Origin of the sequence: Neobacillus sp. (genome assembly GCF_031988165.1) — a bacterium.
In the GTDB taxonomy this organism is placed as follows: domain Bacteria; phylum Bacillota; class Bacilli; order Bacillales; family Cytobacillaceae; genus Neobacillus; species Neobacillus rhizosphaerae.
Map to the genome: position 1 here is coordinate 54960 of NZ_DALZYO010000011.1, position 16844 is coordinate 71803.

16 protein-coding genes and 1 tRNA gene are annotated in these 16844 nt (G+C 39.5%); all 17 read right to left on the reverse strand.

All coding sequences use genetic code 11. The features are described 5' to 3' along the window. Positions 1–53 precede the first annotated feature (53 nt). The gene (lonB, locus tag RTR43_RS08305) at positions 54–1721 is read right to left on the reverse strand and encodes an ATP-dependent protease LonB (protein ID WP_312471033.1); all 1668 of its coding nucleotides are present in this window, start codon (positions 1719–1721) and stop codon (positions 54–56) included. Between the two features lie 498 nt (positions 1722–2219). Further along, positions 2220–3479, reverse strand: a complete 1260-nt coding sequence (gene clpX, locus RTR43_RS08310) for an ATP-dependent protease ATP-binding subunit ClpX (protein ID WP_312471035.1) — start codon at positions 3477–3479, stop codon at positions 2220–2222. Positions 3480–3918: 439 nt separating this feature from the next. Then, on the reverse strand, positions 3919–5196 hold the full coding sequence (gene tig, locus RTR43_RS08315; RefSeq protein ID WP_312471037.1) for a trigger factor: 1278 nt from the start codon (positions 5194–5196) through the stop codon (positions 3919–3921). 170 nt (positions 5197–5366) lie between these two features. Next, entirely contained in the window at positions 5367–6392 is a 1026-nt protein-coding gene (locus RTR43_RS08320; protein WP_312471039.1) for a tetratricopeptide repeat protein, read from the reverse strand. Then, the gene (locus RTR43_RS08325) at positions 6358–6543 is read right to left on the reverse strand and encodes a hypothetical protein (RefSeq protein WP_312471040.1); all 186 of its coding nucleotides are present in this window, start codon (positions 6541–6543) and stop codon (positions 6358–6360) included. The genes RTR43_RS08320 and RTR43_RS08325 overlap by 35 nt, the downstream gene beginning before the upstream one ends. Before the next feature lie 139 nt (positions 6544–6682). Then, positions 6683–6759, reverse strand: a tRNA-Arg gene (locus tag RTR43_RS08330). Between the two features lie 105 nt (positions 6760–6864). Then, complete coding sequence (locus RTR43_RS08335) at positions 6865–7383, reverse strand: metallophosphoesterase family protein (protein WP_312471041.1); 519 nt, start codon at positions 7381–7383, stop codon at positions 6865–6867. Continuing rightward, positions 7380–7991, reverse strand: a complete 612-nt coding sequence (locus tag RTR43_RS08340; protein WP_312471043.1) for an XTP/dITP diphosphatase — start codon at positions 7989–7991, stop codon at positions 7380–7382. Before RTR43_RS08340 ends, RTR43_RS08335 begins: the two co-directional genes overlap by 4 nt. A 12-nt stretch (positions 7992–8003) precedes the next feature. Beyond that, entirely contained in the window at positions 8004–8759 is a 756-nt protein-coding gene (gene rph, locus RTR43_RS08345; protein ID WP_312471045.1) for a ribonuclease PH, read from the reverse strand. 134 nt (positions 8760–8893) lie between these two features. Beyond that, positions 8894–9946, reverse strand: a complete 1053-nt coding sequence (locus RTR43_RS08350) for a GerMN domain-containing protein (RefSeq protein ID WP_312471047.1) — start codon at positions 9944–9946, stop codon at positions 8894–8896. A gap of 276 nt (positions 9947–10222) precedes the next feature. After that, positions 10223–11017: a glutamate racemase gene (gene racE, locus RTR43_RS08355; protein ID WP_248736556.1), complete on the reverse strand. Its 795-nt coding sequence runs from the start codon at positions 11015–11017 to the stop codon at positions 10223–10225. 114 nt (positions 11018–11131) lie between these two features. Continuing rightward, complete coding sequence (locus tag RTR43_RS08360; protein ID WP_312471050.1) at positions 11132–11581, reverse strand: MarR family winged helix-turn-helix transcriptional regulator; 450 nt, start codon at positions 11579–11581, stop codon at positions 11132–11134. A 370-nt stretch (positions 11582–11951) separates the two neighbouring features. Continuing rightward, entirely contained in the window at positions 11952–12176 is a 225-nt protein-coding gene (gene gerE, locus RTR43_RS08365; protein WP_007087335.1) for a spore germination transcription factor GerE, read from the reverse strand. A gap of 345 nt (positions 12177–12521) precedes the next feature. Continuing rightward, positions 12522–13097 carry a class D sortase gene (locus tag RTR43_RS08370; RefSeq protein WP_396954548.1) on the reverse strand — a complete coding sequence of 192 codons (576 nt, stop codon included), beginning with the start codon at positions 13095–13097 and terminating at the stop codon, positions 12522–12524. A 224-nt stretch (positions 13098–13321) separates the two neighbouring features. Continuing rightward, entirely contained in the window at positions 13322–14083 is a 762-nt protein-coding gene (gene sdhB, locus RTR43_RS08375) for a succinate dehydrogenase iron-sulfur subunit (RefSeq protein WP_248736560.1), read from the reverse strand. Between the two features lie 21 nt (positions 14084–14104). Next, positions 14105–15856 (reverse strand): succinate dehydrogenase flavoprotein subunit, encoded by a 1752-nt coding sequence (gene sdhA / locus RTR43_RS08380; protein ID WP_312471054.1) that lies wholly within the window; start codon positions 15854–15856, stop codon positions 14105–14107. A gap of 53 nt (positions 15857–15909) precedes the next feature. Next, entirely contained in the window at positions 15910–16524 is a 615-nt protein-coding gene (locus RTR43_RS08385) for a succinate dehydrogenase cytochrome b558 subunit (RefSeq protein ID WP_312471055.1), read from the reverse strand. Between the last annotated feature and the right edge of the window lie 320 nt (positions 16525–16844).

The following is a 16844-nucleotide window of genomic DNA, read 5'->3' on the forward strand; positions in this document are numbered from 1 at the left end:
ACGCAAAAAAAAGACTTCGGTTTGGCAGCTGAACCAAAAACCGAAGTTCACTATTAAATCGTTTCTTTTTTGGAAAGCACTATCGAAGCTGGAATAGCTTCCGTTTTGCCAAAGGCATTGACAAGCGCAATTTCAAATACCTCATGAAGATGGGTTACTGGAACAATATGAATTCCATCGATTTCATTTAAAATGGTTTGCATATTTTCTTCTGGAATAATGACTGTTTGCACTCCTGCCTTCCGAGCAGCCTTTACTTTTGGATAGACGCCGCCGATTGGTTTCACATTTCCATGAATACTAATTTCGCCCGTCATCGCAACCGTGTTATCAACCGGAATTTTGTATATAGCGGAGTAAATCCCTGTCGCCATGGCGATTCCCGCTGAAGGACCATCAATTGGAACCCCACCTGGAAAATTAACATGGATGTCATAGTCGTTCGCTGGTACGCCCATCGATCGTAAAACGGTAATCACATTTTCAATCGAACCGCGCGCCATACTTTTTCGCCGAATCGATTTACCTTGACCGCCAATGCTTTCTTCCTCCACAATTCCAGTAATATTAATCGAACCTTTTTCCTTTGCCGGAATTACTGTCACTTCAATTTCAAGAAGGGCTCCGGAATTCGGTCCATAAACGGCTAGGCCATTTACAAGACCTATATGAGATATATCATTGATTTTTCGTTCCATCCGAGGGGTCATCTGACTAGAATGGATCACCCACTCGATATCTTCATCTTTGATATATGCGCGGTCTTCGGTAATCGCAAGGCCAGCAGCGATTTGAATCATATTGACCGTTTCACGGCCATTTCGTGCATATGTAGATAAGGTATTAACGCCTGTATCATTTATTTGCAGTTTTACTTTTTCAGCCGCTTTTTTTGCCACTTTCACAATTTCATCCTGGGTTAAATCCCGAAAGAAAACCTCCATACAGCGGGAACGAATGGCTGGAGGAATTTCACTCGGTGTTCTCGTCGTTGCCCCAATTAAGCGGAAATCAGCGGGAAGGCCATTTTTAAATATATCATGAATATGCGTCGGGATTTGGTTATTTTCCTCATGATAATAGGCACTTTCGAGGAATACCTTTCGATCCTCTAATACTTTTAACAGCTTGTTCATTTGAATCGGATGCAATTCACCAATTTCATCGATAAAAAGGACACCGCCATGAGCATTTGTGACTGCTCCCTGTTTTGGCTGCGGGATACCCGCCTGGCCCATCGCCCCTGCCCCCTGATAAATCGGGTCATGGACAGATCCAATTAATGGGTCGGCAATCCCTCTTTCATCAAATCTTGCGGTTGTGGCATCTAATTCGATAAAAACAGCTGCCGGTTTAAATGGTGATTTCTGATTCTTTTTTGCTTCCTCCAAAACAAGTCGTGCAGCTGCTGTTTTACCAATCCCAGGTGGTCCATAAATGATCACATGTTGTGGATTTGGTCCGCACAAAGCTGCTTTTAATGATTTTATTCCATCTTCTTGACCAACAATATCCAGAAAGCTTGTAGGGCGAACTTTTTCGGCTAATGGTTCTGTTAATGAAATGGCTCTCATTTTACGAAGCTGCTCCATTTCCTTCCGGGATTCCCGATCAATGGACACTTTTTGTGTACGCTGATTCCTCAGCAAATTCCAAAAATACAGCCCAATGATAATTCCGAAAAACAGCTGTATAAATAAGGCAATCCCCGTCCAACTCATACATTTCCCTCCTGCAACTAAAGAATCAATATATATTAATAAGTATTTCCTGCAGGTTGGCGGAATAAACCACATAACTATAAAAACTAATTCTCAAGGAAGGAAGGTTCGGATCCTTAATTATCATTTGGGCTATTTTACAATCGGTTTTGGCCATTTTTTAAAATATTCTTCTATTTTTTAAGTAGTATTGGCTAATTAAATATTTACTAAGAAAAGCGCAAGGCGCCCGCCTATCGGCGTATGGCCTCCTCGGAAAAGCTAACGCTTTTCCTTCGTGCGATGCCAATGCTGCCGAAGCATTCCTTATGGAGCGCTTCGACTGAGATAAAGGAAACACGGTGAGCGGAGCGAACCGATGTTGACTTATCGTAGGGAGAAGAGCGAAGTACACTAGCCGATGGCGCCTGGAGCTGGACATTTCTCGAAGTCCAATGTTATAAATTCTTATATTATAAAAAAACAAAAAACCTAGCTATAAGCTAGGTTTCATACATTTTAAGCGGATTTTTCTTCAGCAATAACTGTTCCATCTTCTAAAACAAGCTTCGGAACACTATTTTCGATAACTGTATCTTTTGTAATGATACACTTGGTGATGTCCGCGCGAGAAGGAAGATCAAACATGACATCCAACATGATTCCCTCAATAATCGAACGTAAACCACGGGCGCCCGTTTTCCTTTCAATCGCCTTTTTAGCAATCTCCACAAGTGCACCATCTTCAAATTCCAGCTCAACATCGTCGATTTCAAGCATTTTTTGATATTGTTTAACAAGCGCATTTTTCGGCTTTGTTAAAATCTCAATCAATGCCACTTCATCTAACTGTTCAAGGCTAGCGATAACCGGAAGACGGCCGATAAATTCTGGAATTAATCCAAAACGAAGTAAGTCCTCAGGCAATACTTTTGAAAGAAGCTCTTTTTGTCCAATTTCTGGCTGTTTTAAATCAGAGCCAAAGCCAATTACTTTTTGGCCTAAGCGGCGCTTGATAATCGGCTCAATACCGTCAAATGCTCCACCACAGATAAATAAAATATTGGTTGTATCGATTTGAATAAACTCTTGATGGGGATGTTTCCGTCCGCCTTGAGGAGGAACACTAGCCACCGTACCTTCAAGAATTTTTAATAATGCCTGCTGCACACCTTCACCAGAAACATCTCTTGTAATCGAAGGATTTTCTGATTTACGGGCAATTTTATCAATTTCATCAATATAAATAATCCCTTTTTCTGCTTTTTCCACATCATAGTCAGCAGCTTGAATTAATTTTAATAAAATGTTTTCAACATCTTCCCCAACATAGCCTGCTTCAGTAAGGGAGGTAGCATCAGCAATCGCGAATGGTACATTCAAGATACGAGCCAATGTTTGCGCCAATAAAGTCTTACCACTACCAGTTGGTCCAATCATACAAATATTACTTTTTGAAAGCTCAACATCATCAATTTTACTGTTGGAATTGATGCGCTTGTAGTGATTATAAACCGCTACAGACAGTGATTTTTTTGCCTGGTCTTGGCCGATGACATATTCATTAAGAATTTCACAGATTTCCTTTGGCTTTGGAACGTCTTTAAATTCTACTTCTTCTTCCGTTCCAAGCTCTTCCTCAACGATTTCTGTGCAAAGCTCGATACATTCATCACATATATAAACACCCGGCCCGGCAACTAATTTACGAACTTGATCCTGTGTTTTGCCACAGAAGGAACATTTTAATTGTCCTTTTTCATCATTAAATTTAAACAAACCTTTCACCCCTTAAAACGTGTTAAAACTCCTAATTAAAGCTACGATTCACACAAACAAAATCCAAGTCTTTTTCTAACAATTCAATAGTATGTATTTTGCATTGTAACACATTAAGCCAATGGACTGGAAATAAAAAGCTTTACACATTATGTTTTACATTACTCATTTTTGGTTTGTGTAAGTCATTTTAAAAAAACTTATGTACTCATTAATCTTAACCATAATTTTTAAAAATAAATCTAAAACCTGTATGGAAATTATTTATTCGCTGTTGGTAGCTTGTTTTCCTGTCCATTGTTAAGAAAAACCTTAAGCGCCTTGCCCAGACGTTAGAGCTAGACATTAAAAAGGTTTCCCTTTACTTATTATAATATGTAATAGAAAAAATGTATAAAACAAGGCACGATCAAAAATCGTGCCTTGCATTATTTAAAAATTATTTCTTGTTTTCAACAAGAAAGTCTACTGCTTTTTTAAGAAGAAGATCTGCTTTAATGCCTTCTAAACCGCCAAGCGCTTGTTTAATGCTGTCAACAGTCATGTTGTACATACCAGCCATTTTTTCAAGCTCAACGTTAACTTCTTCGTCCGTTACTTCAAGGTTTTCAGCTTTTGCAATCGCTTCTAATGTTAAGTTCATTTTTACGCGATTTTGAGCTTCTTCCTTCATTTGTCCGCGAAGTGCATTTTCATCTTGACCAGAGAATTGGAAGTAAAGTTCAAGGTTCATACCTTGCATTTGCAGGCGTTGTTCGAATTCTTGAAGCATACGGTTAACTTCAGTATCAACCATCACTTCTGGAACTTCCACTTCAGCGTTTGCAGCAGCTGTTTCTACTACTGTATCACGTAGGTGGTGCTCAGCTTCATGCTTTTTGCTGTCTTCTAAACGAGTTTTGATTTTCTCTTTAAGAGCGTCTAATGTTTCGACTTCATCGTCAACATCTTTTGCAAACTCGTCATCTAATTCAGGAAGTTCTTTTCCTTTAATTTCATGAACCGTTACTTTGAAAACTGCTGGTTTACCAGCAAGCTCAGCAGCATGGTATTCTTCAGGGAATGTTACTTCCACATCTTTAGATTCGCCAGCAGCTACACCTACTAATTGCTCTTCAAAGCCTGGGATGAATGATCCTGAACCAAGTTCAAGGGTGTGGTTTTCAGCTTTTCCACCTTCGAACGCTTCACCATCAACAAAGCCTTCAAAGTCTAAAACAACAGTATCACCGTTTACGGCAGTGCCTTCTTCTTTAACTACAAGCTCAGCTTGACGCTCTTGAAGTGTCTTTAATTCGTTTGCAACGTCTTCGTCCGTAACAGTTGTATCGAGGTCTTCCACTTCTAAGCCTTTGTATTCGCCTAATTTCACTTCTGGCTTAACCTGAACAGTTGCTTTGAAGATAAGGTCTTTACCTTTTTCCATTTGCTCAATGTCGATATCTGGGCGGTCAATTGGCTCGATACCTGTTTCATCAATTGCACTTCCGTATGCTTCTGGAAGAAGAATATCTAATGCATCTTGATAAAGTGATTCTACACCGAAGCGCTTTTCAAACATTCCCCGAGGCATTTTTCCTTTACGGAAGCCTGGAACGCTTACTTGCTTTACAACTTTTTGGAATGCCGCTTCTAAACCTTTGCTAACTTGGTCAGCACTTACTTCAACTGTAAGGACACCGCGGTTTCCTTCTAACTTTTCCCATTTTGCTGTCATACCTTTTTCCCTCCAACAAATCTATTCTCATTTCATTCGTAACGAATTTAGAGTCGGAAAATGACTTGTCCACCAAGCACTATTTCCATTTTTTAAATGTAAAATATAGTTTTTTACACAATGCAACCCCTACATTATATCATAGGTTTGTTTTCTTTCAACAGCGAAGCCTATATATTAGGATAAGAAATTTTCTCTATTTCCTCGATTTTTACAATCGCCTGACCAATTTCTTTCGGGTGAACAGCATATTCACTTGCGATTTTACCGATTTTCGGATCTAATCCCATGTATTCTTGTGCAAGTAAGTGGAAGGCACCAGCCCAGGCAGCAGAACTTTCCGGCTCAAGCTCGAAAGGATAGCTGATAAAAAAAATCCGTTCTATCATTCCGACTGTATTTTCAAACAGGACTGGATTGTCACTTTCCAAACCGTCTGCTAATAATTCTTTTACCTTTATCATTCTTGGCTGCAATTTAACCTCTGGCAACTGCGTTGGAATCACCTTTTCTTCCATCGAAAATTTCCTGACTACTAATTCCCGCTCAATTTCTTGCTCTTGTAAAAGTGTTAGTAGCATCGTTTTGAGAAATGGATGCCCTCCATCTGCTTTCAAATATTCGGCAATTTCTTCGACATAGGGGCGGATATTTTTTTCAGCCAAACTAGCAACAAGCAGCATTTGATCATTTAGATTATCGATTTCAAAAAGATTTAACTGTTTAACAGTGCTTTCTTCCGGCACTGTTTCAGTTATGTCTTGTTGGCGATTCTCGGCCATCCTCCGGCTGAATTGTAGAATGGTAATGAAATGATCATGTTTTTCTGGAGGAATTTCTTTCTCATCTAATAAAACTTCAATGGTCGAGACGATTTCTTGATACTCATGCAGCTGAATCAGCACCGTTAAATATAAATCCACCATTTGAAAATAGTCGCCAATTCCTTTTAAAAGCATTTCATTTGCAAGTATTTTTGCTTTTTTAAAAGAAGCTACTTCAAAATAAGCAAATACAAGCCCGATTAATATATCGTCATTATCTGGGTCTAGTTCTTTTGCTTCTTCCAACAGATTTATGGCTTCGTTGAATTTTTTATTATCGAGGCTTTCTAAGCCTTTTGCTGTTAATCTCTTTTCAATTCCGGGAAAAAAGATGACATTATCTTTTCTCTTCGCTTGCTCCCGTTTCTTCATAAAAAAAACCGTCCTTCGGCTTGTCGTTGAAAAATAGTTTAGCATAAATAAAGGATAAAGAAAACTCGCCGATTGGCGAGCCCCTAAGGGCGAAGACAGAGGCGTAGTTCGTAGAAAAGCACAGCTTTTCAACTGCAATGGTTATGCTCACGAAGCTTTCCTTAGTGCACTTATGCCTGATAGAAAGTTATACTTTCCTATCGGTCAAAAAAAACTCACCCTGAAAGGCGAGATCAAAAAAACAAAAAAACCTCACTTTAAAAGTGAGGTTAATGGTTTAGTATGTAGTATGGCGTCCCAGGAGAGATTCGAACTCCCGACCGTACGCTTAGAAGGCGTATGCTCTATCCGGCTGAGCTACTGGGACATATTCAGTTATCAAAGACAAGATTTATTATATTATCCTAACATCTAAAAGTCAACAGGTTTTTGTTCATTTTTTTCAAGAAGAAAGGGGGGGATATTTCCCCCATCACTTTGGCAAAGTAAATTCACGGGCCAACTCTGCCATTTCCCGCCCGTTCATTTCAAACACAGACAGTTTTATTTTTTCCTCAAGCAAATCAAGAATCACATATGTTTTTTCCATGGGCTCTCGTGGCAGGCGGATGCTGCCGGGATTTAAAAATAAGGTACCATCAATTACTTCCGCACTCAAGATGTGAGAATGACCGAAGCAGACGATATCCGCATTCACTTCCTGCGCCTTATATTTTAGATTGATCAACGAAGTTTTCACAGAATAACGATGTCCATGGGTAATGAAGAACTTCCGTCCAGAAACCTCAGAAATCGTCTCTAAAGGATACCCGCCGCTGAAATCACAATTTCCCATTACAGTCAAATAACCTGAAATGGCTTTATCATCCGGAGTAAGCTGGGAATCACCGCAATGAATCATCATGTCCACTTCGTTTATATGCCTTTCCCTTATAACCTCGAGTTCCTTCGTCAATCCATGACTATCACTGACGATTAATACCTTGCTCATGACTGCCAAGATCTCTTTAAAATTGAATCAAGAACCACGTCAAGCTTCTTAAGCGCATTCGCACGATGGCTAATTTTGTGTTTCTCATCCGAAGATAGTTCAGCCATGGCGACACCTTGTTCCGGCACATAAAAGACTGGATCATAGCCAAACCCATTTGAACCTCTTCGCTCTTCAAGAATACGACCCTCACAGGTGCCTGACACCGTCATCGTTTCTTGCCCCGGGACAGCTACTGCCAGTGCACAGTAGAACCGCGCTGTTCTCTCCACCTCAGGAACGTCTTTCAATTCGGAAAGGACTTTATCCGTATTATTTTGATCATTTTTCGGCTCGCCTGCATAGCGTGCTGAATAAATGCCTGGCCTACCTTCAAGGGCATCAACTAATAGGCCGGAATCATCACCAATGACCATTTTGTTAAGTGCTTGGGAGATAGCCTCTGCTTTCAGAACGGCATTTTCCTCAAAGGTGGAACCTGATTCTTCTACATCTGGAATTTCTGGAAAATCAAGCAAGGTTCGAACCTCAATTCCCCTACTCGCAAAGATTTCCTCAAATTCTCTAGCTTTTCCTGGATTCTTTGTAGCAATAATAACTTCTTTCATACTAATCGCCTCTTATTTCTTTCGTCTACTTTCGATTTTTTTGGTTATTTCCGCACCAAGTGCTGCTTTTTGCTGTTCAAATAATTCCATAAGCCCTTCCTGGGCCGCATGTAACAGACCTTGAAGCTGATCATAGGAAAAAGTAGATTCCTCACCTGTTCCCTGCAGTTCAACAAACTCGCCATTACCCGTCATGACTACATTCATATCAACTTGAGCCTTCGAATCTTCAGCATAGTTTAAGTCTAAAACAGTTTGGTTATTTTGCAAAATCCCAACACTAGTTGCCGCTAAATAATCGATTATTGGGAACTTCGAAAATGACTTTTTCTCGGCTAATGAATTTAACGCTAGCGCCATTGCGACAAACGCACCAGTAATGGAGGCAGTCCGTGTTCCGCCATCAGCTTGGATAACATCACAATCAATCCAAACTGTTCTTTCGCCAATCGCACCAAGGTCGACAATTGCCCTAAGTGCACGGCCAATTAAACGCTGGATTTCCATTGTACGGCCGGTAACTTTTCCTTTCGAGGATTCGCGAATATTTCTTGTTTCTGTTGCTCTTGGCAACATCGAGTACTCGGCAGTAATCCAGCCCTTGCCTTCCCCTCTCATAAAAGGAGGAACTCTTTCTTCTATGCTGGCAGTACAAATCACCTTTGTATTACCTACAGAAATAAGGACAGAACCTTCTGGATGCATTAAATAATTCGTTTCAATATGTATGGGCCTTAGCTGTAAGGGCTCTCTTCCATCAACACGCACAAAACTTCCTCCTTCAATTACTGTTTATTTTTCAATTGGCATTAAGATTCTGAATCCTACTACCAAATAAAGAAGAGGTGGCCTTCAAGCCAACCTCATTCATTGTCTCTATATAGTATAACAAAAATTATTTTTTAAAAACTACCTGTATTGACTTTTTCAGGACGAGTTACCGGTTCCGATAGTTTTTTACCCTTATCATTCTTAATATCTGCTTTACCGTTAACTTGAACAGCGACTTTTTCAACACCTTTTTGCTCAGTTAATGACAGTACAAGTGCATCCAATAAGGACTGCGAAATTTCTTTATCCTCAAAGCTTCCAAAAATATTTTTATTAAAGTTCAAGGTAACCTTTCCATCCTCATATTTAGGTGCCTCAAGCAGCTTTACATCAGACATAAACTCAGAAACCAGGTTGGATTTTCCACTAGGACCCTTCACCAATTCATTGACAGCCGCAATAATATTATTCTTTTCATTGTTACTAACCCTGCGAGTAACAGGGACATAGTAATAGGAGCCCTCAGTGCCGCCAATGTAGTATACGGTTACAGGTTTTGTATTCGTAAGATCAACAACATCTGTTGTATCAAAATTAATACCGGAAGCCCTTGATTGATTTTCACTAATAGGGGTTCCATTGACTGGCATTTCAGTCAGTTCATGGCCATTCATTTTAAGCTTTACCGAATTAACATTATTAAATTGTGTCAGGGTCCAAGTAACCGATTGGAGAATTTTCATCTCATCCTTAGGCTCATAATTTTTAAATTCCTTTGAGAAATTAACAGTTGCAACCCCCTCTTTATTTATATCAACACTTAGCTCTGTGTCCTCAGGTAAGACTGCTCTAAAATCATTAGGAAGCATGTTTGTGACTGGGCCATTAGCTACTAAATATTTAAGTGCTTGTGTGGCAACTGAATTTGTTTTCGGCAGATTTAGTGTTTGTGGGACCACATAGCCATTTTTATCAAGGAGATAAAGTTCTGTTTTTACCGTGTTTTCAACTTTACCTTTATCTTTTGCAGCTGATTCCTTACTTGCATTTTTATCTCCAACAGTTACCGTTTTTGGCGGATCAATTTTCTTTTTTGTTTCCGTCCCAAACAAGCCGCAGCCAGATAGCAGTACTGTTGAAGAAAGCACAGTCACCCCAAGGATTTTTGCTTTATTTTTAGACACATAAATTCCCCCCTAAGACAGTTTGTACTATCATGTATACGAGCCTTGTAGAAAAATAGACCGTGTTAAGAAAGAAAAATAAAAGATAATATAAATTTTTTCATTTTAATGAAGGGCATTTTACAGGGCTCTTCTATGGGTTTCACTTTAGGGGACATCTATGGTTGTCACTTTGGGTGTCAGGCACCACTCGTGGACAAATGTACGCGTATGGTGGACACTCTCGTTTTGATAGGCACAAAAAGAGCCCCTGATTTTAAAGGGGGCTCCTGGTCGTTATAGTTTAATCATTTTTACATTGTTGATTGGGATCCCGAGCCACTGAGAGGCTATTTTGGCAAATATCCGCCGCGAACCCGTTGTGTAAAATTCATGCTCCGGCTCAATTTCACTTGTTTCAAGCAGGCCGTTATATTGTAGAATGGCACTTATCTCCCGTGCAGTTTCATCCCCTGAACTAATCACATTAACGGAATCACCCATTACATCCTTAATCAGGGGTTCTAGTAATGGATAATGGGTACAGCCCAAAATAAGCGTATCCAAATTTTGATTCAGCAGTGGTTTTAAGGCTTCATCGACAATTCTTTCGGCAATCGGTCCGTCATACTCGCTACTCTCTACAAGAGGAACAAACTTTGGACAGGCATGGCTTGTTATATAAAGCCGGCTATTTAGCGACTTCAAAGCTTTTTCATAAGCACCGCTTTTAACTGTTCCTTCAGTACCAATAATACCTACTCGATAGTTCTTTGTTCGTTTGATTGCCGCCCGAGCTCCTGGATTAATTACACCTATGACAGGGATGGATAACTCCTTGCGAATATCATCCAGTGCAGCTGCCGTCGCCGTGTTACAGGCAATAACCAGCATCTTAATATTTTTTTCTAGTAAAAAAGTAGTTAGTTCCCAGGTGAATCTTTTTACTTCCTTCGAAGTCCGTGGTCCGTAGGGACATCGTGCGGTATCTCCCAAATAAATAATTTTCTCATTTGGCAGCTGCCTCATGACCTCTTTGGCAACGGTTAACCCACCTACCCCAGAATCTATTACACCAATTGGTTGCTTCAAACATCTCGCCTCATTTTTAGCTAATCAGAATTTCTATCAATAAATTCTGAACTTCTTAATTCAACTACGCCTTATGAACTGTCCTAACTATCTAGCCAACCGGCGCGTTTTCAGTTAACGCATTTCTTGATGGAGCTTCATCATGCTGCTTTGAAGAAGTTCAATTTCTTCTGTTGAGAAATTGACTAACACTTCCTCTAAATATTGTTGTCGCTTCTGAATAACCTCATCAATGATTCGTTTGCCTTCTTCAAGCAAGTGAATTCTCACCACACGACGATCGCTAGAATCCTTAACCCGCACAACGAGCTGATTTTTCTCCATTCGGTCAACTAGATCAGTAGTTGTGCTGCAGGCCAAATACATTTTGTTGGATAGTTCACCAATCGTCATGTCTCCATCTTCAAACAGCCATTGTAAGGCAACAAACTGTGGCGGAGTAATCGTATAATTACTCAACATCTCTCTTCCTTTTTGTTTGATAATTCCGGAAATGTAACGTAAATCCTTTTCGATATTAGCTACTATGTCTCCATTCACTCTCTGTGAATTTTCGAGTTTCATCCTTCATACACCCCTAAAATAGGCTTCTCCTCAAGACTTGTATAATAAAAAAACAAAGCCTTTATTCCTTATTAAATGTCATAAAGCTTGTCCTTATTTTCTACTTTTTTCACTAAAATTTCAAGTTGAAACTTAATGAAAAGACTGTATACAAAAACAATATTAATTTTGATAGTTTTGATGATGATAAAAGAGAAATGCACAGGGAAATAATTTTATATTAAAATACAAAATGGTCTCCAAAATGATTTTACCTCGTACTTCATATATTGGCAAAATAACCTCGAAACCATTTAGGCACTAGATTAACTTGGTTCATTAAACCCATAAAATATGAACCGGCCTCCCCAAAAAGGAAAGCCGGTCATCTTCAAAGTTCTAGCTCTCCCATTCGAAGGAGCTCTACAACTGCTTGTGAACGCCCCTTGACACCAAGCTTTTGCATGGCATTTGAAATGTGGTTCCGAACCGTTTTTTCGCTTATAAATAATTCACCAGCGATTTCTTTCGTTGTTTTGTCTTGTACTAACAGTTCGAATACTTCTCTTTCACGTTTGGTGAGTAATGGCTTGTGATTATAATCATTCTCCTTCAAGTATTGTAACCCTCCTTGCCTTCGCCAGTAATGAACCGTGGGGTGGGTATATATTTAGTCACCATATCATATGTGAAGGATGCAATTGGAGTGACTATAAATACTTAACGGAGAACAATTATAAAAAAAAATGTGAATTATATTCCAACTTTTTCCTGATGGAGGAGAAGATTTTTCATTTCCGCTGTCCAAGGACCTCCTTTTCCCACTGATGAAAGTCGTCTATGTAATTTGCTTTTCCCATATGGTAATCTCCTTAAGTCCTGATAGTCATTCATTTACTATAGTTTTTTTTACAAAATTTTAAAACTATTTCAAAACGGAAAGAGTTCCTGAAAAAATGAATTACTTAGCTTTCGCGTAAATGATATATCGTTTTGGGGCATTACCTACATAACGAAATGGATAACAGGTCGTTAAAATTAATTCTTCTTCATTATTTTGCAAGGTAACAATACTCGTATCATTCGCTTTTACAATTTTCATATGAGTGATTTCATAAGTGAAATTTCCATAGGGCATTTGCAGCTTTAGTGAATCACCGATTTCCAACTCTCCTAGTCGTCGAAATACCGTGTCCCGATGGCCAGATAAGACAATTTGCCCTTTATCACCAGGGAAGTAGGAACCTTTATAATGGCCAACGCCCTTTTCTAGATCATCCGGGTCTGTTCCTTCGACGATTGCCAATTCTGCTTTAATTTTCTGGATTGTTAATAAACCAACAATATCTCCTACACTTGGAGGAGGGCTGCTCTCATCTCTTTTAGAAGAAGCATCCACTGATTGCTCTGAAATGATTTCCTTTGCTTTTTCCAGTGATGACTTTGTTTGCATTTTTACATTTACAAATTGCCAGGCACCGATTCCCATTAGAATAAGTCCAATTAAAATAATCAACAGCGGAAACTTTGATTTCAACTTTGAAAACCTTCCTTTTCAAGGAACTTAATAGCTCCAAGTATACCAAACGAATAATAAATGGTTAGTATGGTAATGCTTAAAATTCGTTTTAAAGATGAGAAAAACCTTCTTTTCCGATTTAGAAAAGAAGGTTTTTCTTTAGTTAAAATGAAAGAATAAAATTTTCACTTTGAGAACTGTCCAGCTCCAGCCCCGAGTAACAGAAGCTTGCGCATTTCTTATTAATCGTGGTCACTTCCAAAGAAGTTTCTAAATGCTTGCATGGTAGCATCACGGTTAACTGCTGCGATGGAAGTGGTAATTGGAATTCCTTTTGGACATGATTGGACGCAGTTTTGAGAATTCCCACAGCCCTGCATTCCACCGTCGTCCATAAAGGCATTTAAACGTTCTGCTTTATTCATTTCACCCGTTGGATGGGCATTAAATAAGCGAACTTGGTTAAAAATCGCCGGACCCATAAAGTTTGTTTTACTGTTTACATTCGGGCATGCCTCTAAACAAACACCACAAGTCATACATTTTGAAAGTTCATAGGCCCATTGACGTTTTTTCTCAGGCATACGAGGTCCAGGTCCTAAATCATACGTTCCGTCAATTGGAATCCATGCTTTTACTTTCTTTAAGGAATCAAACATCCTGCTGCGGTCAACCTGAAGGTCACGGACAACAGGGAATGTTCGCATAGGCTCAAGGCGGATTGGCTGCTCCAATTGATCAACAAGTGCCGAACAAGATTGACGTGGCTTACCGTTGATGACCATTGAACAAGCACCACAAACCTCTTCAAGACAGTTCATTTCCCATGTAATTGGGGTTGTATCTTGTCCCTTATCCGTTACAGGATTTTTACGAATTTCCATTAATGCCGAAATCACGTTCATATTTGGACGGTATGGAATCTCGAATGTCTCCTCATAAGGAGCAGAGTCTGGGGTATCTTGACGTGCTATGATAAATTTTACTGTTTTCTTTTCAGACATTCTTTCCTACTCCCCTTTCTTTTAATGCTTTTTAGTGTAATCGCGCTCACGCGGCTTGAGTAGCGAGATATCAACTTCTGCATAATGGAATTCCGGCGCCGATTTAGAATCTACAAATTTTGCCATAGTTGTTTTTAAGAATTCCGCATCATTACGTTTAGGGAAGTCAGGCTTATAATGAGCACCGCGGCTTTCATTACGATTGTAAGCGCCAATTGTAATAACACGGGCTAATTGCAGCATATTTTGTAATTGACGTGTAAATGCTGCCCCTTGGTTGCTCCATTTAGATGTATCATTAATATTGATGTTTTGGTAACGTTCTAATAGTTCTTGGATTTTTTCATCCGTTTTTAATAACTTGTCATTGTAGCGGACAACTGTTACGTTATCTGTCATCCATTCCCCAAGCTCTTTGTGTAGTACATAGGCATTTTCGGAACCATTTAATGACATAATTGAATTCCATTTATCTTCCTGTTCTTTAATATGACGGTCAAAAACAGAAGAAGAAACAGCATCAGAACTCTTTTCAAGTCCACCGATATATTTAACAGCGTTTGGTCCTGCCACCATTCCACCGAAAACAGCTGAAAGCAAGGAGTTTGCACCGAGACGGTTAGCACCATGCTGGGAGTAATCACATTCACCAGCAGCGAATAGTCCAGGGATATTCGTCATTTGCTCATAATCAACCCAAAGTCCACCCATTGAATAGTGAACAGCAGGGAATATTTTCATTGGCACTTTGCGTGGATTATCACCCATGAATTTTTCATAAATCTCGATAATTCCGCCAAGTTTTACATCTAGTTCATGTGGGTCCTTATGGGATAAATCAAGGAATACCATGTTTTCACCATTAATACCTAGCTTCTGCGAAACGCAAACATCAAAAATTTCACGTGTGGCAATATCACGTGGTACAAGGTTTCCATATGCAGGGTATTTTTCTTCTAGGAAGTACCACGGTTTTCCATCTTTATATGTCCAAATACGTCCGCCCTCACCCCGCGCTGATTCACTCATTAACCGTAGTTTATCATCACCAGGAATAGCAGTTGGATGAATCTGAATCATTTCACCATTTGCATATTGAGCACCTTGTTGATATACAATAGAGGCTGCAGAACCTGTATTAATAACTGAGTTTGTTGACTTTCCAAAAATAATCCCAGGGCCGCCTGTTGCCAATATAACAGCATCTGCTGCAAATGACCTGATTTCCATTGTTTTTAAGTCCTGAACAACAACACCACGGCATACACCATCGTCATCGATAACCGAACCCAAAAACTCCCAGCCTTCATACTTGGTAACCAAGCCGTCCACTTCATGGCGGCGAACTTGTTCATCAAGTGCATAAAGTAGCTGCTGACCTGTCGTGGCACCAGCAAAAGCGGTACGGTGATGTTGTGTCCCTCCAAAACGACGGAAGTCTAGTAATCCTTCAGGAGTCCGGTTAAACATAACTCCCATCCGATCAAATAAATTGATTATACCAGGTGCTGCATCGCACATTGCCTTAACTGGCGGCTGATTCGCCAAGAAATCTCCGCCATAAATCGTATCGTCAAAGTGAATCCATGGGGAATCCCCTTCACCCTTTGTATTTACTGCTCCATTAATACCACCTTGGGCACAAACAGAGTGAGAACGTTTTACCGGAACTAAAGAAAAAAGTTCTACCGGTGTTCCTGATTCTGCAACCTTGATGGTAGCCATTAAGCCGGCTAAGCCGCCACCGACTACAATCACTTTACCCTTACTCATTCGTGACTCACTCCCTTAATCCAAAATACTTTATTTTTCCGATCAAAAAATAGTTAAGAAACAAATGCGATCAGTGTTTGAATTCCAACAATTGATAGAATAACGAAAATACCAATTGTCACATATGTAGAAATCACTTGTGAACGTGGTGACACAGTAATACCCCAGCTTACTAAGAATGACCATAACCCATTGGCAAAATGGAAAATTGCTGAAAGGATACCCACAAGATAGAAAACGAACATGACTGGTGATGAAAGAATATTATGCATCATTTCATAAGAAACATCTGCCGTGCCTAGTGCATCAGCTACACGCGTCTGCCATACGTGCCAAGCTATAAAAATAAGCGTGATGACGCCTGTTATCCTCTGAATCAAGTACAACCAGTTCCTGAAAAAACCAAAATTTTTGACATTGCTTTTAGCGGTAAAGACAATATAAAGTCCATAAATTGCATGAAAAAGCATTGGTAAATAAATAATTACAGTTTCAAGGACAATCCGGAATGGAAGATTTCCCATAAAAGCCGCAGCCTTTTCAAAGGAATCTGGTCCTCCTGTGACAAAATGGTTGACTACAAGGTGCTGCGTCAGAAATACCCCAATAGGAATAACCCCTAGCAACGAATGCAATCTCCGGTTAAAAAACTCTCGATTACCCGCCATAATTTTACCCCCCTTAGTTTTTAAAAAATGGTGTTAAGTTTCTTCCCCTTTTAACTTATCAGAATTTACTATTCATAAATTCTGAATTGATAATTCAACAATGCCTTATGAACCTAATTCGAACTAGCAATTGGCAAGTTTTCATTATTCCCCTTGAAAGAATTTATATCCTAGCACCACTGTGACAATAATGTGACATGTCCATTTTACTCCCATCATCATAGAGCGTCAAGAAAACGGATACACAATTCTTTGGTAATTAATAAAATTTTTAAAATATATTGATATTGTAATAGGAGGGAACTCCCCTCTTTCCTTTA

Coding starts and splice junctions, on each gene's coding strand:
- tig (WP_312471037.1), bottom strand. CDS start 5,196: ATGACAGCAAAATGGGAAAAGTTAGAAGGAAACCGCGGTGTCCTTACA.
- RTR43_RS08335 (WP_312471041.1), bottom strand. CDS start 7,383: ATGAGCAAGGTATTAATCGTCAGTGATAGTCATGGATTGACGAAGGAA.
- RTR43_RS08320 (WP_312471039.1), bottom strand. CDS start 6,392: ATGAAGAAACGGGAGCAAGCGAAGAGAAAAGATAATGTCATCTTTTTT.
- RTR43_RS08360 (WP_312471050.1), bottom strand. CDS start 11,581: ATGAAACTCGAAAATTCACAGAGAGTGAATGGAGACATAGTAGCTAAT.
- sdhB (WP_248736560.1), bottom strand. CDS start 14,083: ATGTCTGAAAAGAAAACAGTAAAATTTATCATAGCACGTCAAGATACC.
- RTR43_RS08385 (WP_312471055.1), bottom strand. CDS start 16,524: ATGGCGGGTAATCGAGAGTTTTTTAACCGGAGATTGCATTCGTTGCTA.
- RTR43_RS08340 (WP_312471043.1), bottom strand. CDS start 7,991: ATGAAAGAAGTTATTATTGCTACAAAGAATCCAGGAAAAGCTAGAGAA.
- lonB (WP_312471033.1), bottom strand. CDS start 1,721: ATGAGTTGGACGGGGATTGCCTTATTTATACAGCTGTTTTTCGGAATT.
- sdhA (WP_312471054.1), bottom strand. CDS start 15,856: ATGAGTAAGGGTAAAGTGATTGTAGTCGGTGGCGGCTTAGCCGGCTTA.